The sequence below is a fragment of the Prauserella aidingensis genome, assembly GCF_024171865.1.
In the GTDB taxonomy this organism is placed as follows: domain Bacteria; phylum Actinomycetota; class Actinomycetes; order Mycobacteriales; family Pseudonocardiaceae; genus Prauserella; species Prauserella aidingensis.
Genome location: NZ_JAMTCN010000001.1, coordinates 164198 through 189774, shown reverse-complemented (window position 1 = coordinate 189774; position 25577 = coordinate 164198). Strand labels below are relative to the sequence as shown.

The window sequence follows — 25577 nt, the reverse complement described above, 5'->3', positions numbered from 1 at the left end:
TCTGCGTCGCGGGGTGTCCCCTGACGGGCGTCATGGTGCGGACGTCGTCGTGCCGCCTCCGGCCGTCATCGTGCCGCCGGCGCGACGAGGCGTCACCGGGGAGTCAGCAACGACACGGCCGCGTGGACGGCGGAGTCGACCACGGCGTCGAGGCTCCCGCTGTCCTCGACGGTGGTCGCCACGAGTTCCCGCAGCCCGCCGAGCAGGATGATCACACTCTCCCGCGGCACGGGCGTGCCCGCGCCGCGGAGCTGCGCACGCTGCCCGAGCCGCTGCGCCAGCGTCACGAATCCGTCGAGCTGCATCCGCTGCAGCTGGCGCGCCTTGTCTCCGAGCGCGGGCACGTCCCTGATCCAGCTGACGACGATCGCAGGTTCGGCCTCGGCATAGGTGAACCACGCTTCGACGGCGCTGCGCACCTGCTCGGACCACGGCGCGGTCTCGTCGACGGCCTCGGCGACGTGGCGGACCATCTCGCCCGTGGTCTCGGCCATGAGCGTCACGAAACACTCGTCGCGGTCGGCGAAGTGCTGGTAGAAGGTGCGGCGCGACGTCCGGGCGCGGCGCACGATGCCGGCGACCGTGGCACTGCGGTAACTGCCGTCCGCGAGCTCGGCCGCCAGTCCGTCGAGGAGCCGCCTGCGGAAGTCCGCGGGACCGGAGCGCCGCTCACCGGCGCCGCGGGTTCCCCGCGCCCCGTCGGTGGCCGCGGAGGTCGGCGTCGCAGAGGTCGGCGTCGCGGAGGTCGATGTCGCGGATCCCGGTGCGGGCGCGTTGACTGCGGCCGCGTCGCCGGGGGCCGCGCTGCTGGACGACAGTTCATGTCCCCTAACGGATGACGGTCATTGCCCCTCGATGGTACGCCTGTGTACCGTCCCGCTCCGGTACACAGGCGTACCACGAACGGTGGATCACGGGACGGCGCCCGACACGCGCCGCGTCCGGTTCCCGTACCCACCGCTCCGCCGCACGAAACCACGCAAAGGAGCGTGCCTCGTGACCACCACGGACGGCCCGCACACGGTCAACCGACGCAAGTTCATCGGGTATCTGCTCGGCGGTGCGACCGTCGTCGCCGCCGCCGATCTCGGAATGGTCGGCCGGGGCGCCACGGCCGACGCCGGCGAACTGCCGACCCTCCCCCAGCCCGCGGAGATCGCCGATCTCAGCGACCTGCTCACCCTCGCCGCCGCCCCGACGTCGCAGCTGATCACCGTCACGATCAACGACGACGGCACGGCCTCGTTCGAACTGCCCCGCACCGAGGTCGGCCAGGGCATCACGACGGCTGCCGCGATGCTCATCGCCGAAGAGCTCGACCTGCCCGTCGACAAGGTCCACGTGACGCTGGCGCCCGCCAGGCCCGAGTTGCTGTTCAACCAGATCACCGGCGGGTCGAACACGATCCACGCGATGTACACGCCGATCCGCGTGGCCGCCGCGGTCGCGAAGGGCGCACTGCTGCAGGCCGCGGCGACCGTGCTCGGCGACAGCGCGAACAAGCTGACCTCGCACCTCGGTCACATCGTGGCGCCGGACGGCAGGCGCGTGGATTACGGCAGGCTCTCCGCCCTCGCGGCGAACGAGCAGCCCGAAACGGTCGAGGTGGAACTCAAGGACGAGAACTCCCACGGCATCGTCGGGACGCCGGTCAACCGCATCGACGCGCTCGACGCCGTGACCGGAACCAAGCAGTTCGCCACCGACCTCGACGTCGCCGACGCGCTGCCGACCATGGTGTGCCGAGCCCCGACGCTCAACGGCACGCCGAACGCGGTGAACAACGCGGACGAGGTCCGCAACATGCCGGGGGTCACGCACGTGGCCATCGTCCCGACCGGCGTCGCGGTGCGGGCCTCGACGTTCGGCCAGTGCATCGACGCGGTCCGCGCGCTCGACGTGTCCTGGAACGACGGGCCGGTCGCCGGCATGTCCGACGAGGACGCGCTCGCCGGTGTCCGCGCCGCCGAGGCACCCGCGCCCGAACTTCCCGCGGGCGAGACCGTCTCGGGCGATTTCACGTTCTGGTTCCGCAGCAACTCCGCCATGGACACCAACAGTGCGGTCGCCGACGTGCGCGACGGCCGCGCCGAGATCTGGGCGAGCCTGAAGAACCCGAACGTCGCCCAGGGCCGCATCGCCGAGGCCGTCGGCATTCCCCTCAACAACGTGACGGTCCACGTGGTCCAGGGTGGCGGCTCGTTCGGCAGGCGGCTGTTCGACGAACCGGCGATCGAAGCGGCGCGGATCAGCCAGGCCATGGGCGTGCCCGTCAAACTCATGTGGCACCGCGCCGACGACGCCCGGGTCGGCCGGACCCACCCGCTCGCCACATCCCGGATCCGCGCCTGCTACGCGGGTGACACCGTGCTCGGCTTCCAGCAGGCGCACACCAGTATCGAGACCGACTTCCGGCACGGTCTCGGCGACATCATCACCGCCAAGGCGGCCGACCTGCCCGCGGGCCTGGGCAACATGCCGTTCGCCCAGGTGATCTTCCAGCTGACGACGATCCTGCCGTACGACTTCGGCGCCGTCGGCCAGTCGCTGGTCGAGACCGACACGCGGTTCAACACCAGTTCGATGCGCAACATCTACTCCCCCGACGTCCGCACGGCGAACGAACTGATCGTCGACCAGCTCGCGCAGCGCATGGGCACCGACCCGCTCGAGTTCCGGCTCGCGCACCTGCGCAACGGCCGACTCCGCACCGCGCTCGAGACGGCGGCCGAGAAGGCCGAGTGGGGCAAGGAGCTGCCGGAAGGCATGGCGCAGGGCATCGGCGTGCACGTCGAGTACAAGGGCGTCACCGCCTGCATCATGGAGATCGACTGCCGCCCGGAGACGGTGGGCCGCAAGGTCCGCAACGCCGTGACCGGACCGCGCGTCACGAAGGCGACGATGGTGATCGACTGCGGCAGGGTGATCAACCCGCGCGGGGTCGAGGCGCAGATGCAGGGCTGCGTCAACGACGGCATCGCGATGACCCTGACCAGCAGCCTCCATCTGCGCGACGGCCACTTCCAGGAAGCCAGCTGGGACAACTACTTCTACACCCGGCAGTGGAACACCCCGCCCGAACTCGACGTCGTCGTGCTCGAATCCACCGAACCGCCGGGCGGGGTCGGCGAGGCGGGCGTCGCCGCGTCGGCCGCCGCGGCCGCGTGCGCCTACGCCCGCGCCACCGCCGCGATGCCGACGGAGTTCCCGATCAACCACCGGACGTTGTCGTTCGAGCCTAAGCCGTACAGCCCGCCTGTGCCGCAGTCGCCGACCGACGGTCTCGACCACACCTACTGACCACCACCTTCCTTCCAGTACCGATGGGAAACACGGAGACCCCAGATGCCTGAACAGACTTTCGTCGTCAACGGTGAGCGGGTGACGGTCGACGTCGAAGACGACGTGCGTGTGCTGTGGGTGCTGCGCGACCTGCTCGGCGTCACCGGCCCGAAGTACGGCTGCGGCATCAACGTCTGCAAGGCGTGCACGTCGCACATCAACGGCAAGGCGTTCAACCCGTGCGCCGTACCGGTCGGCGAGCTGTCCGCCGACGACGAGGTGACCACCATCGAGGGTCTGCCTGCGCAGACCGCCGAGGACGCCCGCGGGCCGCACGGCCTGCACCCGATGCAGGAGGCGTGGCTCGAGCGGGACGTCGTCCAGTGCGGCTACTGCCAGCCGGGCCAGATCATGGCCGCGGTCGCGCTGGTGCGGAAGGTCCGCGACGAGGGCAGGACGATCACCGACGCCGACCTCGACGGCATCCGCAACATCTGCCGTTGCGGCACCTACACGCGCATTCGCGAGGCCATCCGGGACGGCGAGACGCGGATGTGAGCGTCACCGGGCGGTCCCGGACGGCCCGGTGGGGAGGCCACAACGCCCCGCCGGGCCGTCCGGGGCGCGCACGGCCCGCGGCCCGGTACAGTGCAGGGTCGGCATGAGTGAGCACAGCGATCCGGCGCGCGCGACCCGCCGCAGCGGTGAGGAGCTGCGGGAGGCGATTCTCGACGCCGTGCTGTGCGAACTGGCCGACCGCGGGTACGCAGGCCTCACCTTCGACGGCGTCGCGCACCGCGCGCACACGAGCAAGCCGGTGATCTACCGCCGGTACGCGACGCGGGCGCAGATGGTTCTGGACGCACTCATCCGGCGTGCGCCCGCCGATCTGCCCTCGGACAGTGCGGGCGATCTCCGCTCCGATCTGATGGCGCTGGGCGTCGCGCTCGGCAGACGGTTCGAGCAGATCGGCATCACCACCGTGCGGCGGCTCATCGCCGACGTGGACGACGACCTGCTGCCGCAGTTGGCCGAGCTCGCCGCCGCCCCGGCGGAACAGGCGCTGCAGCGGGTGCTGGATGCGGCACGCGCGCGCGGCGAGCTCGGTCCGGAGCCCCTGCCGGAGCGGATCGCGATGTTGCCGCTGGCGCTGTGGCACCACGAGATGCTCTTCATCGGACACGTCGACGAGGCCGCCGTGGCCGACATCGTCGATCGCATCTGCCTGCCCCTGCTGACGCGCCGCGTCTGATCCCTTGGCTCGGACGCTCCCCCGATACGGCTACTCCCCGGACACGGAAGAGCCCCTCGGACACCGACGTGCCCGAGGGGCTCCTGTTCTGCGTACCGCGGCGTCAGACGTTCGCGGGTTCGCGCTCCGCGTCGGCGCGATCGCGTGCGGCGCCGGGCCGCTCGAGTTTCTCCCCTTCGACGTCGACGTTCGGGATGATCCTGTCGAGCCACTTCGGCATGGCCCACGCCGTGTCCTTCATCAGGTACATCAGCGACGGGATGAGCAGCATCCGGATCACGAACGCGTCGAACACGACCGCGACGGCGAGCGCGAAGCCCATCGACTTGATCATCACGTCGTCCATGAGCATGAAGCCGGCGAACACCGAGGTCATGATCAGCGCGGCGGCGGTCACGACACGGGCCGAGTTGCGGAAGCCGTCGACGATGGCGTCCTTGTACGACGCCCCGTGCACATGCGCCTCGCGGATCCGGGTCACCAGGAACACCTGGTAGTCCATCGCCAATCCGAACACCACGCCGACCAGGATGATCGGCATGAAGCTGATGATCGGCCCGCCTTCGAAGATGCCGAACCAGCCCTCCTGGAACAGCGCCACGGTCACGCCGAGCGTGGCCAGCACCGACAGCAGGAAGCCGAGGGTGGCGGTCAACGGCACGAGCAGCGAGCGGAACACCAACACGAGCAGCACGAACGCCAGGCCGACGACGGTGGCCAGGTACGGCACGAGCGCGTCGTTGAGCTGCTGGGAGATGTCCTCCATGATCGCGACGGTGCCGGTGATGCCGAGGTCCACGCCGGTGCGGTCCTCGAACCCGGCCTCGCCCGCGCGCAGGCTCTCCAGCAACTGCGCGGTACGCGGGTCGTCGGGCCCGAACTCGGGCTGCAGCATGACCATCGTGCCCTTGTCGTTCCCGGGCGCGGGCACGATGTGGCGAACACCGTCCTGTTCGGCGGCCCACCGCTGGGCCTCCTGGTAGGCGGTCTGCTGGGCCTGCGGGTCGTCCGAGATCTCCCGCGCGTCGACGACGAGCATCAGCGGGTCGAGCTTGCCCGGACCGAAGGCGTCGCCGATCATCTCGGCGGCCTGCCTGCGCGACGAGTCGGACGGGGCCGTCGAGTCGCTCGGCATGCCGAGTCGCAGATCCTTGAACGGGATCGCCAGCGCACCGAGCGCGACGACGACCAGCAGGGTCCAGGCGAGCGGCTTCTTGCCGATGAACCGCGACCAGCGCACCCCGTTGTTGAGCACGAGGCCCGAGTCCTCGCGCTTGGGGTCGTACTTGCGGAACGTCAGCCCGAACGTCTTGCCCTTCAGCATGCCGACCACGGCCGGCAGCAGCGTCAGCGCGACGAGCACCGCGATGGCCACGGTGGCCGCGGCGGCCAGGCCCATCGTGGTGAGGAACGGGATGCCGACGACGCTCAGCGCGGCGAGCGCGATGATCACCGTGAGGCCCGCGAACACGACGGCCGAGCCCGCGGTGCCGACGGCGATGCCGAGCGCGGTGGAGCGGTCGTCGGTGTGGTCGAGTTCGCTGCGGTAGCGCGCGAGAATGAACAGCGCGTAGTCGATGCCCACGGCCAGCCCGATCATGGTGGCCAGGATCGGCGTGGTCGTCGAGATGTCGGTGAACACGGTCATGGCCGTGATGCCCATCGTGCCCATCGCGACGCCGATGCCCGCGGTCACGACCGGCATACCCGCCGACACGAGCGAACCGAACGTCAGCGCGAGGATGATCAGCGCCATCACGATGCCGATGATCTCGGCCGTGGCGCCGCCGATCTCCATCACCTGCATGCCCGAGCCGCGGACCTCCATGGCGAGATCCGAGGATTCGGCGTGCTGCTCGACGACGTCGAGGATCCGCTGCTGGGTTTCGGGTTCGACGTCGGTGACCTGCTCGACGTCGAGGGCGAAGTCGACCAGGCCGGTGCGCCCGTCCTCCGACAGCGGCGACGACGCGGCCAGCTGCGGTTCGACCTGCTGCAGCGCGGCCTCGCGGTCGAACGGCTGCCCCTGCGCCTCGGCCTGCTGCTGGGCCTGCTGGAGCGCCTGCTGCTCGAGGCCCGCGTCCGCCTGGACCGGGCCGACGATCGCCTGCTCGCCCTGCGGCACGGTGTCGATGCCGCGCAGGTCGGCGATCAGCTCGTTGACGGCTTGCATGTGCTGCGGCGCCGCCAGTTGTTCACCCTCGGGCGCCTGCACGACGACCTGCACGTTCGCCTCGTCCATCGGTGAGGACTGGCCGTCCATGATCTCCGGCAGCGTCTCCGCCGCCTCGACCGACTCGATGCCGGGGATCGTGAACTGATCCGACATCGGCTGGGACTGCGTGGCGGAGAACGTGCCCACGCCCGCGAGCACGACGAGCCAGGCGATCAGGAAGAACGGCCACCGGCGGTACGCGGTCCTGCCGAGGCGGAAAAGTAGTTTGGCCATGCGCGGTTTCGGCTCCTGGATACGTGACGGACTGGGGCTCGTGCCGCACGATCACCGGCTCCGTTGCCGGACGGGTCGGCACGAATCGGCCCGCTGCTGCCGCATGCGGTCGGTTCGGGGCGGGTGTTCCCGCACACCCGCGCCGGCGAGGACACCGGCCGCGGAGGACGAACACCCGACGTGGCGCGGCACTCCCGCGGACGGGCCACGGCCACAGCGCGGTTCCGGACACGGGCAGCGCGGTTCGGCCACGCGTGTGCCACGGCGGATCCCCCGGCCGGCGACGTCGGCGGGCGCCTCGGTCACCACCCCGCCGTAAGATACGGCTCGTATCTTACGGCGTGCGGCCCATCGTACATGACCCGAAAGTGCGATCCCCGACGGAGCGAATGCCCCGCAGATCGGTCACACCGCGTGCCGAAACGCCACTCGACCGGGGCGAACGTCGGGTCGTCGCCCGCATGCGGCGTCCGAGAACCGCAGGCCGCGGGTGCGGCGGATCACACCTGCCGCTCGACCGACTCGGCCACGGCCGGTTCCTCGGCGCGCCTGCGGATCTCGGCGAGCACCGCGGGCAACACCTCGTGGACGTCGCCCTCGACCGCGTACGTCGCGCGCTGCATCATCGGCGCCTCGGGGTCGGTGTTGATCGCCAGGATCACGGCCGAGTCCATGCACCCCACCCAGTGCTGGGTGGCGCCGCTGATCCCGCAGGCGATGTAGAGGTCGGCAGCGATCTTCGTGCCGGTGAGACCCACCTGGTCACGGTGCGGGCGCCACCCGTTGTTCGTGGCCACCCGCGAACAGCCGACGACGCCGCCGAGCCGCTCCGCGAGTTCCTCCAGCACGGCGAACCCCTCCGCGCCGCCGACACCGCGGCCGCCGGAGACCACGACCGGCGCCGTCGCCAGTGACAACCCGGTCTCGCTCGCGACGTGCTCGACCACGCGGGTCCGGGCGAGTTCCGGCGGAACGTCCACTGCGGACTCGACGACCTCGCACTCGCCCGCGGGCTGGAGCGGCACCTGCGGAACCTCGACCGCCGGGGCGATCGTCGCCAGCGTCACCGGCGCCCTCAGTTCGGCGTCCTCCAGCAGCACGCCACCGCTGCGGGTACGGGTCACGTGCCACGTGCCGTCCTCGTCGCCCGCGAGGCGTACGCAGTCGGTCGCCAGCGGCAGGTCCGCACGCGCGGCCGCATGTGCCAGGACCTCGGCGCCGCGGTCACCCGCGGATGCGAGCACACCGGACGGTCCGAGCCGGTCGATCACCGCCGCCAACGCGTTCCCCCACGCTTCGGGGGCGTAGTCGTCGAGCAGTGCGTGCCGCGCGACGTGGAGCCTGCCGACCCCGTGGCCGCCGAGTACGCGGGCCAGGTCGCCCGTCTCGGTCCCTGCTCCGCCGAACGTCACCGCCTCGACCGGTTCGTCCCTGCCCGCGAGCGAGCGCGCCACCGCGGGCAGCTCGGCCGGCACCGTCGCGTCGGTCACCACGACCAGTTTCATCGTCGTCACACCTTCCCCAGCTCGGCCAGGATGTCGACCACAGCGGGCGCCGCGGCGGCGCCGCGGCCCAATGGAACCGCTCCGGCACGGTCGTCGGCGGGCCTGCGCAGTCCGACGGTGCGCAGGCCGCCCGGCTCCGGGGCACACGAGACCGTCCGCAGCTCCGCCTTCTTCGCCTTCAGCCGCCCCGGCAGGGTCGGATACCGCGGCAGGTTCAGGCCCTCCTTGACCGTCACGGCCGCAGGCATCGGCACCCGGAACACCTCGGTGCCTGCCGGGGTCTCGCGGGTCGCACGCAACCCTCCCCCGGCGTCGGCGTCCATGCCCGTGATCCCGCCGACGACGGGCAGGCCGCGTGCCAGGGCCACCCGGATTGCGACCTGGCCGTGGCCCGCGTCCGCCGAGGCGTCGCCGAAGAGCAGCAGGTCCGGTTCCGGTTCGTCGGCCAGTCCCGCGAGCACGGCCGTCGCGGTGGCCTCCGGGTCGAGATCGGTCGTGCCGGTGTCGACGAGCACGCCACGGTGCGCTCCCATCGCGAGCGCGTAGCGGAGCTGTTCGCCCGCCTCCTCGGGTCCGACCGTCAGGACGGTGACACGTCCGCCGTGGGCCGACACGAGCCGTACGGCCTCCTCCACCGCACATTCCTCGTGCGGCCCGATGGTGAAGCCGAGGTGCCGCGTGTCGACGGCGCTCCCGTCGTCGGTCAGCGGTACCTGCGCTCCGAACGCGGGCACCCGTTTGATGCAGACCACGATGTCCACGACGTCCGCCTCCCTCCGGCGGCCCGGCTCCGGTCGTCCGGCCGCCTCACGCCTTCATGCGCGTGTCCTCCGGGTCGAACAGCGGCGTCCGGCCCGCCCGTGCCACCGTGACCGGATACCGCTCGGCCATGTACTCCACCTGCAGCGACGTTCCCTCGACGGCGAATTCCGGCGGCAGGTACGCCATCAGCAGGTGGGCGCCCAGCGACGGTGCGGGCCCCGCACTCGTGACGACCGAGCCGCGGCCCTTGCGGTCCACGATGCGCTCCCCGGCCGTCGTCACGATCGGCTCGCCGCCCTGCGGATACCGTGCGATGCCGTCCGTGCCGGTGTGGTCGTCGACCGTGAGGGTGCCCAGCGTGAGAGTGCACAGCGTCGCCGCGGGCGTGCCCTCACGTGCGGCCAGGTAGGCGTCCTTGCCGACGAAGTCCGCGGCCTTGACCTTGGGCAGCGCGAGTCCGGCCTCCACGGGGTCGTACTCGCCGTCGAGCTCGGCGCCCATGAGCCGGTAGCCCTTCTCGAGCCTGCCGGTCGTGCCGTAGACGCCGATGCCCGCGGGGACGATCCCGTGCGGCCGCCCGGCCTCGGCGATCGCGTCCCACAGCGCCTGTCCGTGTTCGAACGGCGCGTGCAGTTCCCACCCGAGATCGCCCACATAGGACACGCGCAGCGCGAGCACCGGGATGCCCGCGACATCGATCCACCGGGCGGTGCCGAACGGCAACGCCTCGCCGGACACGTCGTCCTCGGTCGTCGCGGCCAGGACGTCCCTGGCGCGCGGACCCCACAGGCCGAGCGTGCACACGGCCGACGTCACGTCCACCAGGGACGCCGATCCGTCGGCGGGCAGGTGACTCTCGAACCAGGACCGGTCACGGGCCCCGTCCGCGCCGCCGGTGATGACGCGGAAGCGGTCCTCGCCGAGCCGCACGACCGTGAGGTCGCTGCGGAACCCGCCGCCCGGGGTCAGCACCGGGGTGTAGCAGAGCCTGCCGACCGGCCGGTCGAGCTGGGCCACGACCATGCGCTGCAGGTAGTCGAGTGCGCCCGGTCCCCGGACGTCGAACTGGGCGAACGCCGTGAGGTCGATCATCGCGGCGCGCTCGCGCATGGCGAGATGCTCGGCCTCGACGATCGGCGACCACCACCGGGCGTCCCACTCGTGTTGACGGTGTGTGACCCGGTCGCCGAATTCGTCGAGCAGGGCGCGGTTGGACTCGTACCAGTGCGGCCGTTCCCAGCCGCCGACCTCGAAGAACACCGCGTCGGCCTCGCGTTCGCGGGTGTGGAACGGCGAGAGTTTCCGGCCGCGCGAGGACTCCCACTGCTCGCGCGGGTGCACGATGCCGTACGTCTTGTTGAAGCCCTCGTTCGCGCGGGCCCGCACGTGTTCGCGGGTGCGCTGGTGCGGGTAGAATCGGGCGATGTCGGCGCCGTGCATGTCGAACTCGCAGTCGCCATGGGTGAGCCACTCGGCCAGCATCCGCCCGACACTCGGACCCTCCTTGATCCACACGGCCGCCGCGGACCACAGCCCGGCCACCTCGGGACACGGCCCCAGCACCGGCGCGCCGTCGGGGGTCATGGACAGCAGGCCGTTGATGGCGTGCCGCACGCCGGCATCGGGCCGGTCGAGGATGCTGCCGAACAGTTCGAGCGCCTGCTCCAGCTGCGGGTCGAAGTCCTCGGAGGTGAACGGCAGCTGGGTGGGCGAGAGCGCCGCCGACTCCAGCGACGGGATGTCGTCGGGCTCGTGCAGGATCGGCCGGTGCGCGTAGGAGCCGATCTCCAGGTCGGCACCGCTCTGCCGCTCGTACATGAGCGCGTCCATGTCCCGCACGATCGGATAGGCGATGGCCGTGCCGGTCGCCTCGAGCTCGGGAATCGGCCCGACGTCCATCATCTGGTGCACCGCGGGCGTCAACGGGATCTCCGCGCCCGCCAGCCGCGCGATCCGCGGGCTCCACACCCCGCAGGCGACGACGACGACCGGCGTCTCGACGTCCCCGGCGTCGGTGCACACGGCCTGCACCCGTCCCCGGTCGGTGCGGATACCGGTCACCGCGGTGTTGGCCGACACGGTCAGCGCGCCGTCGGCGATCGCCTGCTCCCGCATCAGCGCCCCCGCCCGCAGCGGATCGACGACGGCCACCGACGGGGTCCAGAACCCGGCGAGCAGAATGTCCGGATCGACGAACGGGACGAGCTCGGCCACCCGGCGCGGCGTGATCAGCTCGGCGTCCACGCCCCACGCACGCGCCGAGGCCATGCGCCGTTTGAGCTCCTCGACCCGTTGCGGCTGCCTCGCCACCTCGACACCGCCGGAGGTGATGAGGGTGCCCAGTTTCTCGTACTGGCGCATGGAGTCCGTCGTCAGCGCGGTGATCTCGCGGGAGTGGTCGACGGGGAAGATGAAGTTCGACGCATGTCCCGTCGACCCGCCCGGGTCCGGCAGCGGCCCCTTCTCGATCAGCACGATGTCGCGCCACCCCAGTTCGGCGAGGTGGTGGCACACCGCGTTGCCCACGATGCCGGCTCCGATGACGACGACGTCGGCGCGTTCGGGAATCTCGGTCATCTCGATCACTTCCTCTACGACAGCCCCACGACCTGACCCGCTTCGTCGATGTCGATGTGCTCCGCCGCCGGTTGCGACGACAGACCGGGCATGGTGCGCATGTCGCCGCAGATCGGGTAGATGAACCCCGCGCCCGCGGACAGGCGCACCTCGCGCACCGGCAACGTCCAGCCGACCGGTGCACCCTTGCGCGACGGATCGGCCGACAGCGACAGGTGCGTCTTCGCCACGCACACCGGCAGGCGGGCGAATCCGTGCCGCTCGTAGTCGTCGAGCTGCCTGCGCGCGGTGGCGCTGAGCTCGACGCCGTCGGCGCCGTACATGCGCCGCGCGATCGTCTCGATCTTCTCGGTGAGCGAGGCGCCGTCCGGGTACAGGTGTGCGAACGCGGCCGGTTCGGCACAGGCCTCGACGACCGCTTCGGCCAGCTCGGCCGCGCCCTTGCCGCCGCGGGCGGCATGCGTCGTGACGGCGGCCCGCGCCCCCTCCTCCGCCGCCACGTCCAGAATGGCCTGTTTCTCGCTGTCGTGGTCGCCGGGGAACGCGTTGACGGCCACGACGGGGGTCACGCCGTGCGCGCGCACGTTCGCGATCTGCTTGCGCAGGTTCGCCGCACCGTCCCGGACGTCGTCGGGACTCTCGGCGAGCATCTCCTCCGGCAGCGGCTTGCCCGCGACGACCCGGTAGCGCCCGGTGTGCGCCTTCAGTCCGCGGACCGTCGCCACCACCACCGCCGCGTCCGGGGTCAGTCCGGACGTACGGCACTTGATGTTGAAGAACCGTTCCGCGCCCATGTCGGCGCCGAACCCGGCCTCGGTGACGAGGTAGTCGCCGCAGCGGATGCCGATCAGGTCGGCCACGACCGAGGAGTTGCCGTGGGCGATGTTGCCGAACGGTCCGCAGTGGACGAGGGCCGGCGTCTGCTCGGTCGTCTGCAGCAGGTTGGGTTTCAGCGCCTCGCGCAACTGCACACACATCGCGCCCGCGGCGTGCAGGTCCTCGGCGGTCACCGGCTCGCCCCGCCGGTCGTAGGCCACGACCATGCGACACAGCCGTGCGCGCAGGTCCGACAGCGACGACGACAGCGCCAGCACCGCCATCACCTCGCTGGCGGCCGTGATGTCGAAGCCGGTCTGCCGAGGCAGCCCGTCCTGCCGCCCACCCAGGCCGGTGACGATCTGCCGCAGGTCACGGTCGTTGACGTCCAGGACACGGCGCCACGCCACGGCGAGCGGGTCGATGTCGAGTTCGTTGCCCTTGTGGAGGTGGTTGTCGACCATCGCAGCGAGCAGGTTGTGCGCCGAAGTGACAGCGTGCAGGTCGCCGGTCAGATGCAGGTTGACCGCCTCCATCGGCACCACCTGCGAGTAGCCGCCGCCCGCCGCGCCGCCTTTGATGCCGAACGTGGGCCCCATCGACGCCTGCCGGACCGCGATCACGCCGCGTTTGCCGATGTGCCCGAACGCCTGGCCCAGGCCGACCGTCGTGGTGGTCTTCCCCTCGCCCAGCGGGGTCGGGGTGATCGACGTGACCACGACGTACTTCGCCCGCGGGCGATCGGCGAACTCGTCGACCGCCTCCAGGGAGATCTTGCCCGCGGCGTGTCCGTACGGCTCGAACAACCGCGATTCGATCCCCATGTCCGCTGCCACGTCCGCCAGCGGCTTGCGCAGCGTCGCGCGGGAGATCTCCAGGTCCGACGGCATCGACGGCATGGCTCACCCCTCCCCTCGTGGCTGTCCCGCCGATCCGCCCCCACCGCGGGTCGCGGCGGGCAACTCGGCGAGCATGCGGGCGGTCGCCCGCACCTTGTTGAACGTGTAGCAGTGCACACCCGCGGGACCGGGTTCACCGGGCCGCGAGCCGAGGTCGGCCACTCCACGCAGGACGGCGTCGCGGCCGCGCCGAGGACGCAGCAGCCGTCCGACGAGCGACCGGTGGGACGTGACGAACCGCAACGAGTCGCCGACCCCGATGCGGGCACCGACCCTTGCCAGCGTCGCGACGTCGACGGCGCCCGGTACGCCGACCACGACCGGAAGCACGATCCCTTCCTCACCGGCACGCCGCAGGAAGTCGCGGATCGCGGTGAGGTCGAAGCACAGTTGTGTCACCGTGTAGGTCGCCAGGTCCTGTTTGGACCGCAACGACGCCCACAGCGCCGCGTCGTCGATCGACGGATGACCCTCCGGGTACGACGGCACGCCGACCTCCGCGGGCAGCCTGCCGAGGTCGGCCATCTCCCGCAGCAGCGCCTCCCCGTCGGGGTACGGCCCCGCAGGCGAGGCCGTGTCGCCTCCGACGACGAAGACGTCGGCCACTCCGGCGCCGGCGAGCCGGTCGAGCACGTCGATCAGCTCGCCGCGACCGGTCAGCTGCCGGGCCGCGAGATGCGGCACCGGGCGCAGGCGCTGTGCCGCGAGCTTCTCGCACAGCTCGACGGTCGCGCCGGTCCCGCGGCGCGGGGAGGCCGTCACCGTGACGACCGTGTGCTCGGGCAGCCCGCCTGTTTCCTCGAGCACCCCGCGCAGCGGCAGCACCTCGAAGCGCGGGCGCGCCAGGATGCCGGCCCGCGCCGCTGCCGGCACGGCCGCCTTCCCGGACTCCCGCCTGCGCTTCATCGTTTCGGGGTCTCCTTCCGCGGATCGACGAACGGCTTCTCGACGACCGTGGCCTCGCGCACGCCGTCCGGCGTGCGGACCTGGAGCGTCGTGCCGACCTCGCTGAGTTCGATCGGCACCATCGCGAGCCCGATGTTGCGTTCCAGTCGCGGCGAGCGGCAGGCACTGGTCACGCGGCCCACCGGCGCGTGCGATCCGTCGTGGACGGTGAACGGCTCGATCATCGACCCGTCGTTGTAGGTGCCGAGGGGTTCGCCGGAGATCTCGAGTCCGACCATGAGGCGGGAGATCCCCTCGGACCGAGCCCGCGCGAGCGCCGACTTGCCGATGAAGTCGGCCTCCTGGTCGAGATCGACCATCCACCGGTAGTCGTAGCCGACCTCCAGTGGATTGGTGTCGAGCGTGATGTCACAGCCGTAGGCGAGCATGCCCGCCTCGATACGGCGCATGTGGCACGGCCCGATCGGGCGCATGCCGTACGGCCTGCCCGCCTCCCACACCGCGTCCCACAGGCGTTCGGCGTCACGGGACGCGTCGTACAGGTACAGCTCGTAGCCCAGCTCGCCGGAGTACCCGGTGCGGCTGACGACGACCCGCATGCCGTCCACGGTGAACTCACGCATCCGGTAGTACGGCACGTCGAGCACGGCGTCGCCGAACAGGTCGCGCAGCACCTCCCTGGACCGCGGCCCCTGCACCTGGAGCGGTGCGACATCGGCCTCGGCGATGTGGACGTTCCAGCCGCCCGCGTGTGCCAGGCCCATGGCCCACAGTCCGACGTCCGAATCGGCCAGCGACAGCCAGAAACGGTTCTCCTCGAGTCGCAACAGGACCGGATCGTTGACGATCCCGCCGTCGGGCGCGGTGACGAACACGTACTTGCACTGCCCGACCTCGCACTTGGTCAGGTCCCGTGGCACGAGCATGTTGGTGAAGTCGAATGCGTCCGGGCCCGAGATCTCGAGCTGGCGTTCGACGCCGACGTCCCAGATCGTGACGCCGTCGAGCAGCGCCCAGTACTCGCCGACCGGGTCGCCGTAGTGGCGCGGGTGGTAGGTGTGGTTGTACACGCTGTAGACCGCAGCGCCGCAGGCCCGGGATTTCCAGAAATACGGCGACTTCCGCAGCCGCGTGTAGAGCATCACCGCGGGCCGGTCCACGATCGCGGGCGAGTCCCCCGCGATGTCCGGCCGGGCGGCGGTGTTGAGTACATCCGTCATGAGGGCCACCTCGGTTCTCCGACCCGTCCGATGCATGTCGTGAGAATGGGCGAACGCCCGCCGCCTCGTTGCCGTTCACGCAGTCGCACCGGCGACCGATGCCGGTTGTGTCATTCGCAACGAGTTCTGCATTACTAAACTGCGTGCTGTCAGCATGCGCCGCGCCCCACGGCGCGTCAAGGGCTCACGACGCCGAGAAGTGCTTCGCCACCTGCGGAAACGACCGTGTCCAATGCGCAGGAGGGAGCACGCACGGGTCACGGCACCGAGGGCGGGTCGAACCCCCATTTCACGGACTTCGTCGTCGACGTCGTCGTGCCGTCGCCGAGCTGATGGTGGTCGTTCCGGCCGACCGAGTACACGTGGCCGTCCACCGGCAGCACGTGGGCGCTGTCGCGGCCGCCCGCCGCCATCACGACGGAGTTGGCGTGCACGTCGGTCGCCGTGTCGAAACCGTGCGCCGACCCGGCTCCCGTGAACAGCTCCCCGTGCTCGTTCGCGCCCGCCGTCACCAGGCGGCCGTCGCTCAACGTCACCCAGGACCGGTCGTAGCCTGCCGTCACGTGCCTGGCCGGTCCGTACTCGTCCAGTCCCAGTGCGGTCGGTTCGTCCCGGTCACCGCTGCCGCCGATGCGGTGCGCGCCGTCGTGACCCCAGCCGTGGACCACGCCCTCACCGGTGATCGCCAACGCGTGCAGCCTGCCCATCGAGACCATGCTGTACCCGGCGCCACGGGGGTCGACCCTCGTCGGCGGGTTCGCGGTGTCGCCGTGGGAATCCGTGCCGTCGCCGAGAAGTCCGTGGCCGTCCGAACCCCACGTGTGGAGTCCACCGTCGCCGGTGATCGCCGCACCCGCGCGATGCCCCATCGACAGCTGCTCGACCCCCGACACGTCCACCGCGACGGGCGTGTCCCGGTCCGCGGTCGTGCCGTCACCCACCTGCCCGTGGGTGTTCTCACCCCAGGCGTAGACGTTGCCGCCGGTGGTGACCGCGCCCGTCGTGTGGTGACCGGCCGAGATCTGCGCGGCGGGCTCCGGCAGGTCGAAGGCCGCAGGATGGTCGCTACGCGTGCTGCCGTTGCCCAGGCCGTGGTCGTCGCGGCCCCACGCCCAGACCCTGCCGTCGGCGGTCACGGCGTACGAACTCCGCGCCCCGGCGGCGATGTCCACCACCCGGGCCGCGTCGTCACCGCCGTCGAAAGTGGGCAGGAGGGTGGGGACTCCCCCGTCACCCGCATCCCCCGAGCCGAGCCGCCCGCCCGAGGCGCGGCCCCAGGTCCACACTCGGCCCGTCGAGTCGAGGGCGAGCGTGTGGTCCCGGCCGGTGACGATCTTGACGAACGTCCATGTCTCGCCCGCGACCGTGACCGGTTCGGCGGAGGCACCCGCCGAATCCGTCACGGTGTACCGCGCCGACCACTCGCCCGCCGTGTCCGGGTCGAAGTCCGAGGTCCAGGAGATGCTTCCCTCCAGCTTCTCCCCGTCGCCGTCGGGATCGTCCTCGGCGTCGGTGGCCCTGACGAGCGCGCGCAGGTACCCGTCGGTGGCCTGATCACCGCCCACCTGACCGAGGAACGGTCCGGTGTTCGCGCCCGCGGCCCGCAGCTCCGGCGGAGTGTTGACCCGCATCCGTACGTGCGCATCGACGATCCGCCCCCGGCCACCGGACCGCGCGGAGGTGCGCGTCCCGGCCGTACCGGTGTTCCGGGCCAGCACGCCGAACCGCAGCGGCGTCGCCACGGCCCCGGAGTCCTCGGCGAGCCGCGACATGCCCTCGCCGCCCGCGTCGAGCCGGTTCGACAGCACCACCACCCGGAACGTGAACGACCGCTGCTGTCCGGCGCCGAGGGTGAATTCCGGCAGGTCCACCGCCTGTCCGGTGGTGGCGGGACTCGCGCCCGGCATGGCACCGGTGTCGGAGGTGTTCGGCCCGATCACCGTCGCCGTCGAGTAATCGCCCGCCCCGACCGCCTGTGCGATGTCCGACCGCGGCGTGGAGCCCGGCCACGCCAGGACGACACCCCGCTCGCCGAGGTCCGCGCCGGAGTCGGTGTCGACGTGGTCGAACAGCGTGAGGTTCCCGCGCCACGGCGCACCGCCGTCGTTGACGACGGTGAACCTCACCTCGTACGGCTCCCCGTGGTCGACGACGCGGCCCTCCGACCGCCCGGCCACGGTCAGATCCCGGATCGTGAGGGCGGGACTTCCGGACGACACCGCCGAACCCTCCGCCGTGTCGGAGAAGTACGCCTGGCTGCCTGCGGTGACCAGGACCAGCATCACGACGGTGACGAGAACGGTCGTCACACCGGTCCGGCGCAGTCCGACCGCCCTGCGCATGCCTCCGCGGCCGGGCGCGGTCGCGCGCCCCTGGTTCCGCCGTCCCGCCATGTTCCCCCGTCCAGGCGCCACTACGCGATGACGTACCCCGGTTCGGAGAACCGCAACCGGCCGCCACACGGGGACGCGGGCACGCCGCCACGTGGACCGGTCGTCGGGTGGACCGCGGCAGCGGTGCCGGCGCGGCCGCGGTGCGCGGTCAGCTGCGGCCGTAGATGCGGTCGGCGACCTCCGCCTTGCGGGCCCGCAGTTCCGCGACGGTGCCGTCCGGGAAACCACCCCTCCCGGGGAACTCCGGGACGTCGGCACCGGCCGCGTCGAGCATCGTCCAGCCGCTGCCGAGGTCGATCAGGCTGCGGTGCTTCGTGTCGTAGTAGTCCGGCGACACGCTCAGCGCGACTCCGCCTGCACCCGCCGCGGCGGCGGTCAGATGCAGGTGGAATCGCGTGGAGAGCCACACCTGCCCGGCGAGCGCGGGCACGCCGTCGCGCCACAGGTCCGAGAACGGCATGAAGGCCGCGCCCGGCAGGTCCGCGGCGAGCAGGTCGTACACCGCGCGGTCGATCCGCGGGATGGCTTCGACGAACGTCACGTCGCCGGGATCGACGTCCCACCGGCGCAGGATGCCCCTGACCCGGCTCGCGAGGGCGGGCGGGCCGAGCTCGCCGATGTCGGACTGCACGCACACCATGACCGCGCGCGTGCAGTCCTGGTATTCGGGTTCCGGCACGTCGAGGAACACGTCGTCGCACGTGAACCCCACGGCCGCGCCGTCGGCGAGCAGGTCGGCCGAATCCGGGTCACGGACGTCCACGACGTCGAACCGGGCGGCGAGCGCATACAGCAGTTCCGCGGTGTGCGGCGCGGCCGGCACGAAGCCCTGCCCGGTCATCGCGAGCCGCGCGCCCGAACGCACGCTCGCCGCGATGGCCCCGGCGAGCAGTCCGACGTGCTGCGGCCACAGGGCGTTGACGTAGCCACCTCCGAGCAGGTGGATCACGTTCGCGGTGGCGAGCAGTTCGACCCCTGGCCGGCACCGCGGTGCGAGCCCCGGATCGTGGACGACCTTGCGGATCCACGTCGCGACCGCCCAGGGCTCCGGGTCGGGAGCCTCGACCGCCAGGCGCCACAGCGTGTTGGTACACCGGAGGCCCGGGTGCAGCCCCGCGAGCATCACCTGGGCGGTGCCGGGCGTGTGGCAGTCGAGCCACACCTCGGCGTCGGGCTCGGTGCCTGCCAGGTACCGCAGCCATGTCGCGGCGACCAGCTCGTCACCGAAGTTGGGCAGCCCGGTCGGTGCGACCAGATAGATCCGGCGTCGTGCGGCCGGGTCGGCGGAAGACATACCGAGGCACGCTAGCACCAGGGTGGGACCCGTGATCGTCGACCGCTCGACCCGGCGGTCTCCTCAGTCGGCTCGGATGCCGCGCCACACCACGTCGGTCACCTTGGCGACCTCGGCCTGCCAGTCGCTCGCCGGGTCGAGATGGAACAGGCCGAACAGGCAGCGGATGACCGTGTCGACCTCCGCGTCCTCGCGGACGTTCCCGGCTTCCACGTTCGCGCGCAGCAGGTCCGCCAGCGCACAGCGGATCCGGTCGAAGGCGCCGGCCGGAAGTGCGTCGGACTCCTCGGACGTCGCACTGACGCGCTGCAACGCCTCGGCCAGGCCGCGCTTGGTCATCATGTAGTGCGCGACGTGGTCCATGATCCACGCGCGGAACGCCGCGTCCGGGGGCTGCTCGGCGAGCAGGCCCGGTACCGCGTCGACGATCTGGTCGACCTCGCGCTCGTAGACCGCCAGGATGAGCGACGCGGGCGTCGGGAAGTGCCGGTAGACGGTGCCGACCCCGACGCCGGCCTGTTTCGCGATCGCGTTGAACGACAGCTCACCGGTTCTGGTCAGCGACGCGGCCGCGGCGACGAGGATCGCCTCGTGATTGCGGCGGGCATCGGCACGCCTGCGGCTCACCGATCCGCTCGACATCCACCCTCCCGCGACTGCTCGACACGACTCCCCGGCCCGAGCAGCCTACCCGTTGCAAACCGGATAGGTATCCGCTAACGTCGTGGACGTCACTGCGGATACCTATCCGCTTCTCGTTCCCTTCCGCACTCGACAGCGCATCCGAACTGCGCGGAACGGACCCCATGAACATCGCACTCGAGATCAACGGCACCACCGAACACCTCGATGTCGCACCCGGCGTGACACTCCTGGACGCACTGCGGGAGCGTCTCGGCGTCACCGGACCGAAGAAGGGGTGCGACCGCGGGCAGTGCGGCGCCTGCACCGTCCACATCGGAGGACGCACCGCCCTGTCCTGCCTCACCCTCGCCGCCACCGTGACACAGCCCGTGACCACCGTCGAAGGACTGTCCACTCCCGAACGACTCCACCCGATGCAACGCGCCTTCGCCGAGCACGACGCGTTGCAGTGCGGATTCTGCACTCCCGGTCAGATCATGTCCGCCGTCGCCGCCGCGGACCGCGGCCTCGCCGAGCCGGACGAGATCCGGGAGTTCATGTCGGGCAACCTCTGTCGCTGCTCGGCCTATCCCACCATCGTCGCCGCCGTCCGCGACGGCGCGAGCGAAGAAGGGCGAGCCGATGCGACAGTTTGACATCACCGCCCCGACGACGATCGACGACGCCGTCGACGGCCGCCACACCTTCCTCGCGGGCGGCACGACACTCGTCGACCTCATGAAACTGGACGTCCTCACTCCCCCACGGGTGGCCGACATCAACGCCCTGCCGCTCCGCGGGATCGGCGCCGACGAAGGCGGCCACAGCGACAACGGCAACGCCGGCCACGGACTCCGGATCGGCGCACTCGAGCGGATGAGCGACGTGGCCGAGCATCCCGACGTGCCGCCCGCCGTCCGTCGCGCCCTGACGCTCAGCGCGTCGCAGCAACTGCGGAACATGGCCACCATCGGCGGCAACCTGCTGCAGCGCACGCGGTGCGGGTACTTCCGCGACACCACGATGCCCTGCAACAAACGCACCCCCGGGAGTGGCTGCAGCGCACTCGGCGGCAACAACCGCGGCCATGCGGTGCTCGGCACCTCCGACCACTGCGTGGCGACGCACGCGAGCGACCTCGCCGTCGCCCTTGTCGCGCTCGACGCCGAGGTACGCCTCGTCGGCTCCGACGGCGCCCGGACCACCCCGCTCGCCGACTTCTACCGGACCCCGGGCGACACCCCGGAGATCGAGACCGGCCTGCGGGACGGTGAGCTGACCACCGACGTGGTCGTCCCCCATCCGGAGCGGGCGGCGCATTCCACCTACGTCAAGGTCCGTGACCGGCAGTCGTACGAGTTCGCGCTCTGCTCCGTCGCCGCTTCACTCGACGTCCGCGACGGCGTCGTGGTGGACGCCCGGATCGCCGCGGGCGGGGTGGGCACGATCCCCTGGCGACTCCCCGGCGTCGAGGCGGCACTCCGGGGCGAACCGGCGACCGAATCGGCGTTCGCGGCAGCGGCCGAGGTCGCCACACACGGCGCGACACCGTTGACGCACAACGGGTTCAAGGTGCCGCTGCTGCGGCGGACGCTCGTCCGTGCGCTGCTCGAACTGGCCGAAGGGAGCACGCGATGACCGCCAGACCGGACGCCCCGCTCAAGGTCACCGGCCGCGCGACGTACGCCCTCGACAACGTCGTCGAGGGCGCCGCACACGGTTACCTGGTCCTCAGCACCGTCGCCCGCGGAGAACTGGCGTCGATGGACGTCGAGGCGGTGCGCGCGGCTCCGGGGGTGCTCGCGGTGTACACGCCGTTCGAACCACTCCCCCTGCACCCGGTGAACTCGGCGCTGCTCGGCCGGATGTGGCTGCCACTGCAGGACAAGGACGTGCGGTACCACGGCCAGCCGATCGGCTTCGTGGTGGCGGAGACGTTCGAGCAGGCGCGGGACGCCGCCGCGCTCGCCGACGTGGCCTACCACGAGCGACCGGCGGCCACCTCGTTCTCCGACGGGCTCACGTCCGCCGTCGACGCGCAACCCGCCGCCAGCGAGGCACCGCCGTCGCTGACGGTCCTGGCCGACGGCGTCGCGTCCATCGAGGACGCACTCGAGGCGAGCGACGTGACGATCGACGCGACGTACGAGACGGCGGCGCAGAACCACGCGGCGATGGAGCCCCATTCCGCGTTGGCCGTGTGGTCCGGCGGCGAACTCACGGTGTACGCCGGGAATCAGGCGCCCCACCTGGTGGCGAGCGACCTCGCGAGCGCCGTCGACGTCCCCGTGGACGCCGTGCACGTCGAGAACCCGGTGGTGGGCGGTGCGTTCGGCGGCAAGGCGACGTCGATGCCCGCGCTGCTGGCGTCCGCCGCGGCCGTGGCGCTGGACCGGCCGGTGAAAGCCGCCCTCACCCGGGAGCAGGTCTTCACCGCCACGGCCAACCGTCCCGCCACGCGCCAGCGCATCGCCCTCGGTGCGCGCCGCGACGGCGGCCTCGTCGCGGTGCGGCACGACTCGTGGTCGACCACCACCCGGGAGATCGGCTTCGTCGAGCCGACCTCGCACGGCACGTCCCGCGAGTGGTACACCACGGAGAACCTGGCGATCAGCCAGAAGGCCGTGCCGCTCGACGTCCCGCCTGCGACCTTCATGCGGGCGCCGGGCGAGGCACCGGGATCGTTCGCCCTCGAGAGCGCGGTCGACGAACTCGCCGAGGCCATCGGCATGGACCCGGTCGCGCTGCGGTTGCGCAACAACTCGACCGCACCGCCCGGCGAGGACCTCCAGTGGTCGAGCAAGCACCTCGACGAATGCTTCGAGATCGGTGCCGCCCGGTTCGGTTGGGCCGACCGCACGCCCGGTGGCCGGCGCGACGGCGACTGGCTCGTCGGCATGGGCACGGCCACCGCGATGTTCCCCGGGCTGCGGTTCCCCGCGACGGTCGGGGTGACCCTCCACGACGACGGCACCGCGGACGTCGCGACGGCGGGTGCCGACCCCGGCACCGGCCTGCTCGGCGTACTGCGGATCGTCGGCGCCGAATCGCTCGACGTCCCGCAGGACCGCGTCGTCCCACGGCTCGGAGACTCGCGGTTACCGCCCGGCGGCCTGTCGGGCGGTTCCACCGCGACGGCGAGTGCCGGGTCCGCCACGATGGTCGCCGCGAGCACGGTGATCGAACAGCTGGTGGCGCTCGCGTCGTCGGAGGAAGGGCCGCTGCGCGGACACGACGTCGGCTACGCCCACGGGACCGTGTACGCGCTGGACGCTCCGGAGCGCGACCCGATGACGTTCGGCGACGTACTGCGGGCCACCGGGCGCAGCACACTGTCCGCGACGGGAACCACCGCGCCGGGAGAGGAGACGACGAAACACTCGTTCGGCTCGTGGGGCGCGCAGTTCTGCGAGGTGCGGGTGCACCGGCTCACCCGGGAGGTCCGGGTGTCACGCCTGCTCGGTGTCTTCGACGCGGGCAGGATCATCAACCCGCGCACGGCGCGCGGTCAACTCGCGGGCGGCATGATCTGGGGCGTGTCCGCGGCACTCCACGAGGGCATCGAGTTCGACGACGACGGCAGGATGTCCCGCCGCGACCTCGCCGACTATCTCCTTCCCGTCAACGCCGACATTCCCGACGTCGACGTGCAGTTCGTCGAACACCCGGACACGCTGCTCAGCGATCTCGGCGCGCGGGGGCTCGGCGAGATCGGCATCGTGGGCGTGGCCGCGGCCGTCGCCAACGCGGTGCACAACGCCACCGGCATCCGGGTGCGGCGGCTGCCCATCCGGATCGAGGACCTGCTCGAGGACGGCTGAGACCCGCGCGAGCCGTGGGCGGGTCTCCGGAACCCCCGGAGGCCCGCCCACAGTGACGGGTCGATCGCGACACGACCGGTTCCTTCCTGCCGCAGCACCCGGCCCCGACTCCTACAACGCGACGATCCCGAGCGGCACCGCGACGGCGAGCAGCGCGATGCTGAAGCCCCACATCGGGAGGAACGAGTAGCGGATGTGCTTGCCCATGTCCACGCCCGCGAGTCCGATCCCGAGCCACACCGAGGCGTTGAACGGGCTGATGTACGTCCCGATGACGTTGCCGATGAGCACCGCGAACACGACCGTGGTCGAGCCCACGCCCAGCTGGGTCGCCGCGTCGTGCACGAGCGGCAGCAGCGCGAAGTAGTGCGCGTCGGTGCTCAGCACCAGTTCGAACGGCATCCCGAGCACACCGACGACGAGGTGCAGGAACGGCACGACGCCGTCCGGCAGCAGTGCGATCATGTCGGTCGCCAGCGACCGCAGCATGCCGGACTCCTCCAGCACGCCGAGGAAACAACCGGCCGCGAGGATGATCGCGCCGGTGCCGAGGGCACCGCCGCCGTGGGCGCGGATGCGTTCCATCTGGTCGGACACCTTCGGGTAGTTCACCACGAGTGCCGCGCTGAGACCCAGCATGAACACCAGTCCCGCCGGCAGCACGTCGGCCACGAGGACACCCAGCAACGTCAGGACCAGCGGTCCGTTGAACCAGGGCCGGTACGGCTTTCCGGCCACCGCGTCCCCGCCGGTGCCGGCATCCGCGTCGCCCGGGGCCGCAGGGTTCCCCGCGTCGCCCGTACCTCCGGACAGTCCCGAAGGCGTGTCGACGGCGCCGCCGTGCCCGCCGGCGGCGACGTCGGGTCCGTGCCCGCCGACATCGGTGCCTCCACCGGAGCCTGCCGACGGGGCCGCCGTGAGGGCGAGCTCGGGTTCGGGGTCTCCCGCCGCGGCGACGCGTGCGATCCTCCGGTTCTCCCGCAGCCCGAGCAGCGCGGCCATACCCAGCAGCATCACGACGCCCACGATCTGCAACGGGATCAGTTCCTGCCACAGCGCGATCGGGTCGTGCCCGGTGCTCGCGGCGGCTCGGCCCACCGGGCCACCCCACGGCAACATGTTCAGAATGGCCATGCTGGTGCTGAGCAGCAGCATCAGCAGGTACGGGCTCATCCCGAGGCGCCGGTACAGCGGGAGCAGCGCGGGGATCGCGATCAGGTACGACGTGGCACCGGATCCGTCGAGGTGGCACACGACGCCGATGATCACGGTGACCATCGCGACGCCGACGACGTTGCCACCGCTGATCCGCACCATCAGGTTGATCAGCGGGTTGAACAGCCGGACGTCGTTCATGATGCCGAAGAACAGGATGGCGAACACCAGCATGACGGCGACGTTGAGCACCGAGGCGAGCCCCGATTCGAAGAACTCGCCGATCTCCTCGGCGTTGAAACCGGCGAGGAAGGCGCCGACCGTCGGAATGACGGTCATCCCCACCACCGGTGCGATCCGGCCGAGGATCAACAGCGTCGCTATCGCCGCGATCACCCCGAAGCCGACGATACTGAGCATGGGCGCGTCTCCTGCCTCCGTTGGTCATCGAGTTCGCCCGCCGCGGACCCGAGGAGGTGTGTCACCCGGATGTACGGCGATTTGCGACATCATGAACCGGGCGTGGCCGCGCCCACGAGCGTTGTGTGCATTGGATCGGTAATGGTCGTAGTGGTCTCAGCCGCAGAACCGGCTTCACCGGCTTCGCCGAGTTCCCGGGCTC

At 71.3% G+C, this 25577-nt stretch carries 18 protein-coding genes; 6 read left to right on the top strand and 12 right to left on the bottom strand.

Annotated features, from left to right (window positions below; translation table 11 throughout):
• Positions 1 to 92: 92 nt before the first annotated feature.
• On the bottom strand, positions 93 to 623 hold the full coding sequence (locus LY13_RS00580) for a TetR/AcrR family transcriptional regulator (protein ID WP_253826373.1): 531 nt from the start codon (positions 621 to 623) through the stop codon (positions 93 to 95).
• A gap of 373 nt (positions 624 to 996) precedes the next feature.
• Here LY13_RS00580 and LY13_RS00575 point away from each other — a divergent pair, with 373 nt between their 5' ends.
• The 3 genes from LY13_RS00575 to LY13_RS00565 all read left to right on the top strand — a co-directional run bounded on the left by LY13_RS00575 (position 997) and on the right by LY13_RS00565 (position 4534).
• Positions 997 to 3300 carry a molybdopterin cofactor-binding domain-containing protein gene (locus tag LY13_RS00575; protein ID WP_253826120.1) on the top strand — a complete coding sequence of 768 codons (2304 nt, stop codon included), beginning with the start codon at positions 997 to 999 and terminating at the stop codon, positions 3298 to 3300.
• A 45-nt stretch (positions 3301 to 3345) separates the two neighbouring features.
• Entirely contained in the window at positions 3346 to 3840 is a 495-nt protein-coding gene (locus LY13_RS00570) for a (2Fe-2S)-binding protein (RefSeq protein WP_253826119.1), read from the top strand.
• 103 nt (positions 3841 to 3943) lie between these two features.
• Entirely contained in the window at positions 3944 to 4534 is a 591-nt protein-coding gene (locus tag LY13_RS00565) for a TetR/AcrR family transcriptional regulator (RefSeq protein ID WP_253826118.1), read from the top strand.
• 103 nt (positions 4535 to 4637) lie between these two features.
• On the opposite strand, the gene LY13_RS00560 is transcribed toward LY13_RS00565, so the two are convergent.
• From LY13_RS00560 to LY13_RS00515, 10 genes are all read right to left on the bottom strand, one after another.
• Positions 4638 to 6983, bottom strand: a complete 2346-nt coding sequence (locus LY13_RS00560) for an MMPL family transporter (protein ID WP_253826117.1) — start codon at positions 6981 to 6983, stop codon at positions 4638 to 4640.
• A gap of 500 nt (positions 6984 to 7483) precedes the next feature.
• Positions 7484 to 8488, bottom strand: a complete 1005-nt coding sequence (locus LY13_RS00555) for an electron transfer flavoprotein subunit alpha/FixB family protein (protein WP_253826116.1) — start codon at positions 8486 to 8488, stop codon at positions 7484 to 7486.
• Positions 8489 to 8493: 5 nt separating this feature from the next.
• Positions 8494 to 9249 (bottom strand): electron transfer flavoprotein subunit beta/FixA family protein, encoded by a 756-nt coding sequence (locus LY13_RS00550; protein ID WP_253826115.1) that lies wholly within the window; start codon positions 9247 to 9249, stop codon positions 8494 to 8496.
• A gap of 46 nt (positions 9250 to 9295) precedes the next feature.
• Positions 9296 to 11827 carry a GcvT family protein gene (locus LY13_RS00545; RefSeq protein ID WP_253826114.1) on the bottom strand — a complete coding sequence of 844 codons (2532 nt, stop codon included), beginning with the start codon at positions 11825 to 11827 and terminating at the stop codon, positions 9296 to 9298.
• Between the two features lie 14 nt (positions 11828 to 11841).
• Positions 11842 to 13533: a formate--tetrahydrofolate ligase gene (locus LY13_RS00540; protein WP_253826372.1), complete on the bottom strand. Its 1692-nt coding sequence runs from the start codon at positions 13531 to 13533 to the stop codon at positions 11842 to 11844.
• 12 nt (positions 13534 to 13545) lie between these two features.
• Positions 13546 to 14448 carry a methylenetetrahydrofolate reductase gene (locus tag LY13_RS00535; RefSeq protein WP_253826113.1) on the bottom strand — a complete coding sequence of 301 codons (903 nt, stop codon included), beginning with the start codon at positions 14446 to 14448 and terminating at the stop codon, positions 13546 to 13548.
• Positions 14445 to 15668 carry a glycine cleavage T C-terminal barrel domain-containing protein gene (locus LY13_RS00530; RefSeq protein WP_253826112.1) on the bottom strand — a complete coding sequence of 408 codons (1224 nt, stop codon included), beginning with the start codon at positions 15666 to 15668 and terminating at the stop codon, positions 14445 to 14447. Before LY13_RS00530 ends, LY13_RS00535 begins: the two co-directional genes overlap by 4 nt.
• 257 nt (positions 15669 to 15925) lie before the next feature.
• On the bottom strand, positions 15926 to 18010 hold the full coding sequence (locus tag LY13_RS00525) for an RCC1 domain-containing protein (RefSeq protein WP_253826111.1): 2085 nt from the start codon (positions 18008 to 18010) through the stop codon (positions 15926 to 15928).
• 199 nt (positions 18011 to 18209) lie between these two features.
• Complete coding sequence (locus LY13_RS00520) at positions 18210 to 19355, bottom strand: polysaccharide pyruvyl transferase family protein (RefSeq protein WP_253826110.1); 1146 nt, start codon at positions 19353 to 19355, stop codon at positions 18210 to 18212.
• A 63-nt stretch (positions 19356 to 19418) separates the two neighbouring features.
• A complete protein-coding gene (locus LY13_RS00515) occupies positions 19419 to 19997 on the bottom strand; it encodes a TetR/AcrR family transcriptional regulator (protein WP_253826109.1) in 579 nt (192 codons plus the stop codon).
• Positions 19998 to 20161: 164 nt separating this feature from the next.
• On the opposite strand from LY13_RS00515, the gene LY13_RS00510 reads away from it, so the two are divergent.
• The 3 genes from LY13_RS00510 to LY13_RS00500 are packed head-to-tail and all read left to right on the top strand — an operon-like array spanning position 20162 to position 23800.
• On the top strand, positions 20162 to 20635 hold the full coding sequence (locus LY13_RS00510) for a (2Fe-2S)-binding protein (RefSeq protein ID WP_253826108.1): 474 nt from the start codon (positions 20162 to 20164) through the stop codon (positions 20633 to 20635).
• Positions 20622 to 21617: an FAD binding domain-containing protein gene (locus LY13_RS00505; RefSeq protein WP_253826107.1), complete on the top strand. Its 996-nt coding sequence runs from the start codon at positions 20622 to 20624 to the stop codon at positions 21615 to 21617. Before LY13_RS00510 ends, LY13_RS00505 begins: the two co-directional genes overlap by 14 nt.
• Positions 21614 to 23800: a xanthine dehydrogenase family protein molybdopterin-binding subunit gene (locus LY13_RS00500; protein WP_253826106.1), complete on the top strand. Its 2187-nt coding sequence runs from the start codon at positions 21614 to 21616 to the stop codon at positions 23798 to 23800. Before LY13_RS00505 ends, LY13_RS00500 begins: the two co-directional genes overlap by 4 nt.
• A 111-nt stretch (positions 23801 to 23911) precedes the next feature.
• Here the strand turns inward: LY13_RS00500 and LY13_RS00495 are convergent, their stop codons facing one another.
• Entirely contained in the window at positions 23912 to 25375 is a 1464-nt protein-coding gene (locus tag LY13_RS00495; RefSeq protein ID WP_253826105.1) for a CitMHS family transporter, read from the bottom strand.
• Positions 25376 to 25577: the final 202 nt, after the last annotated feature.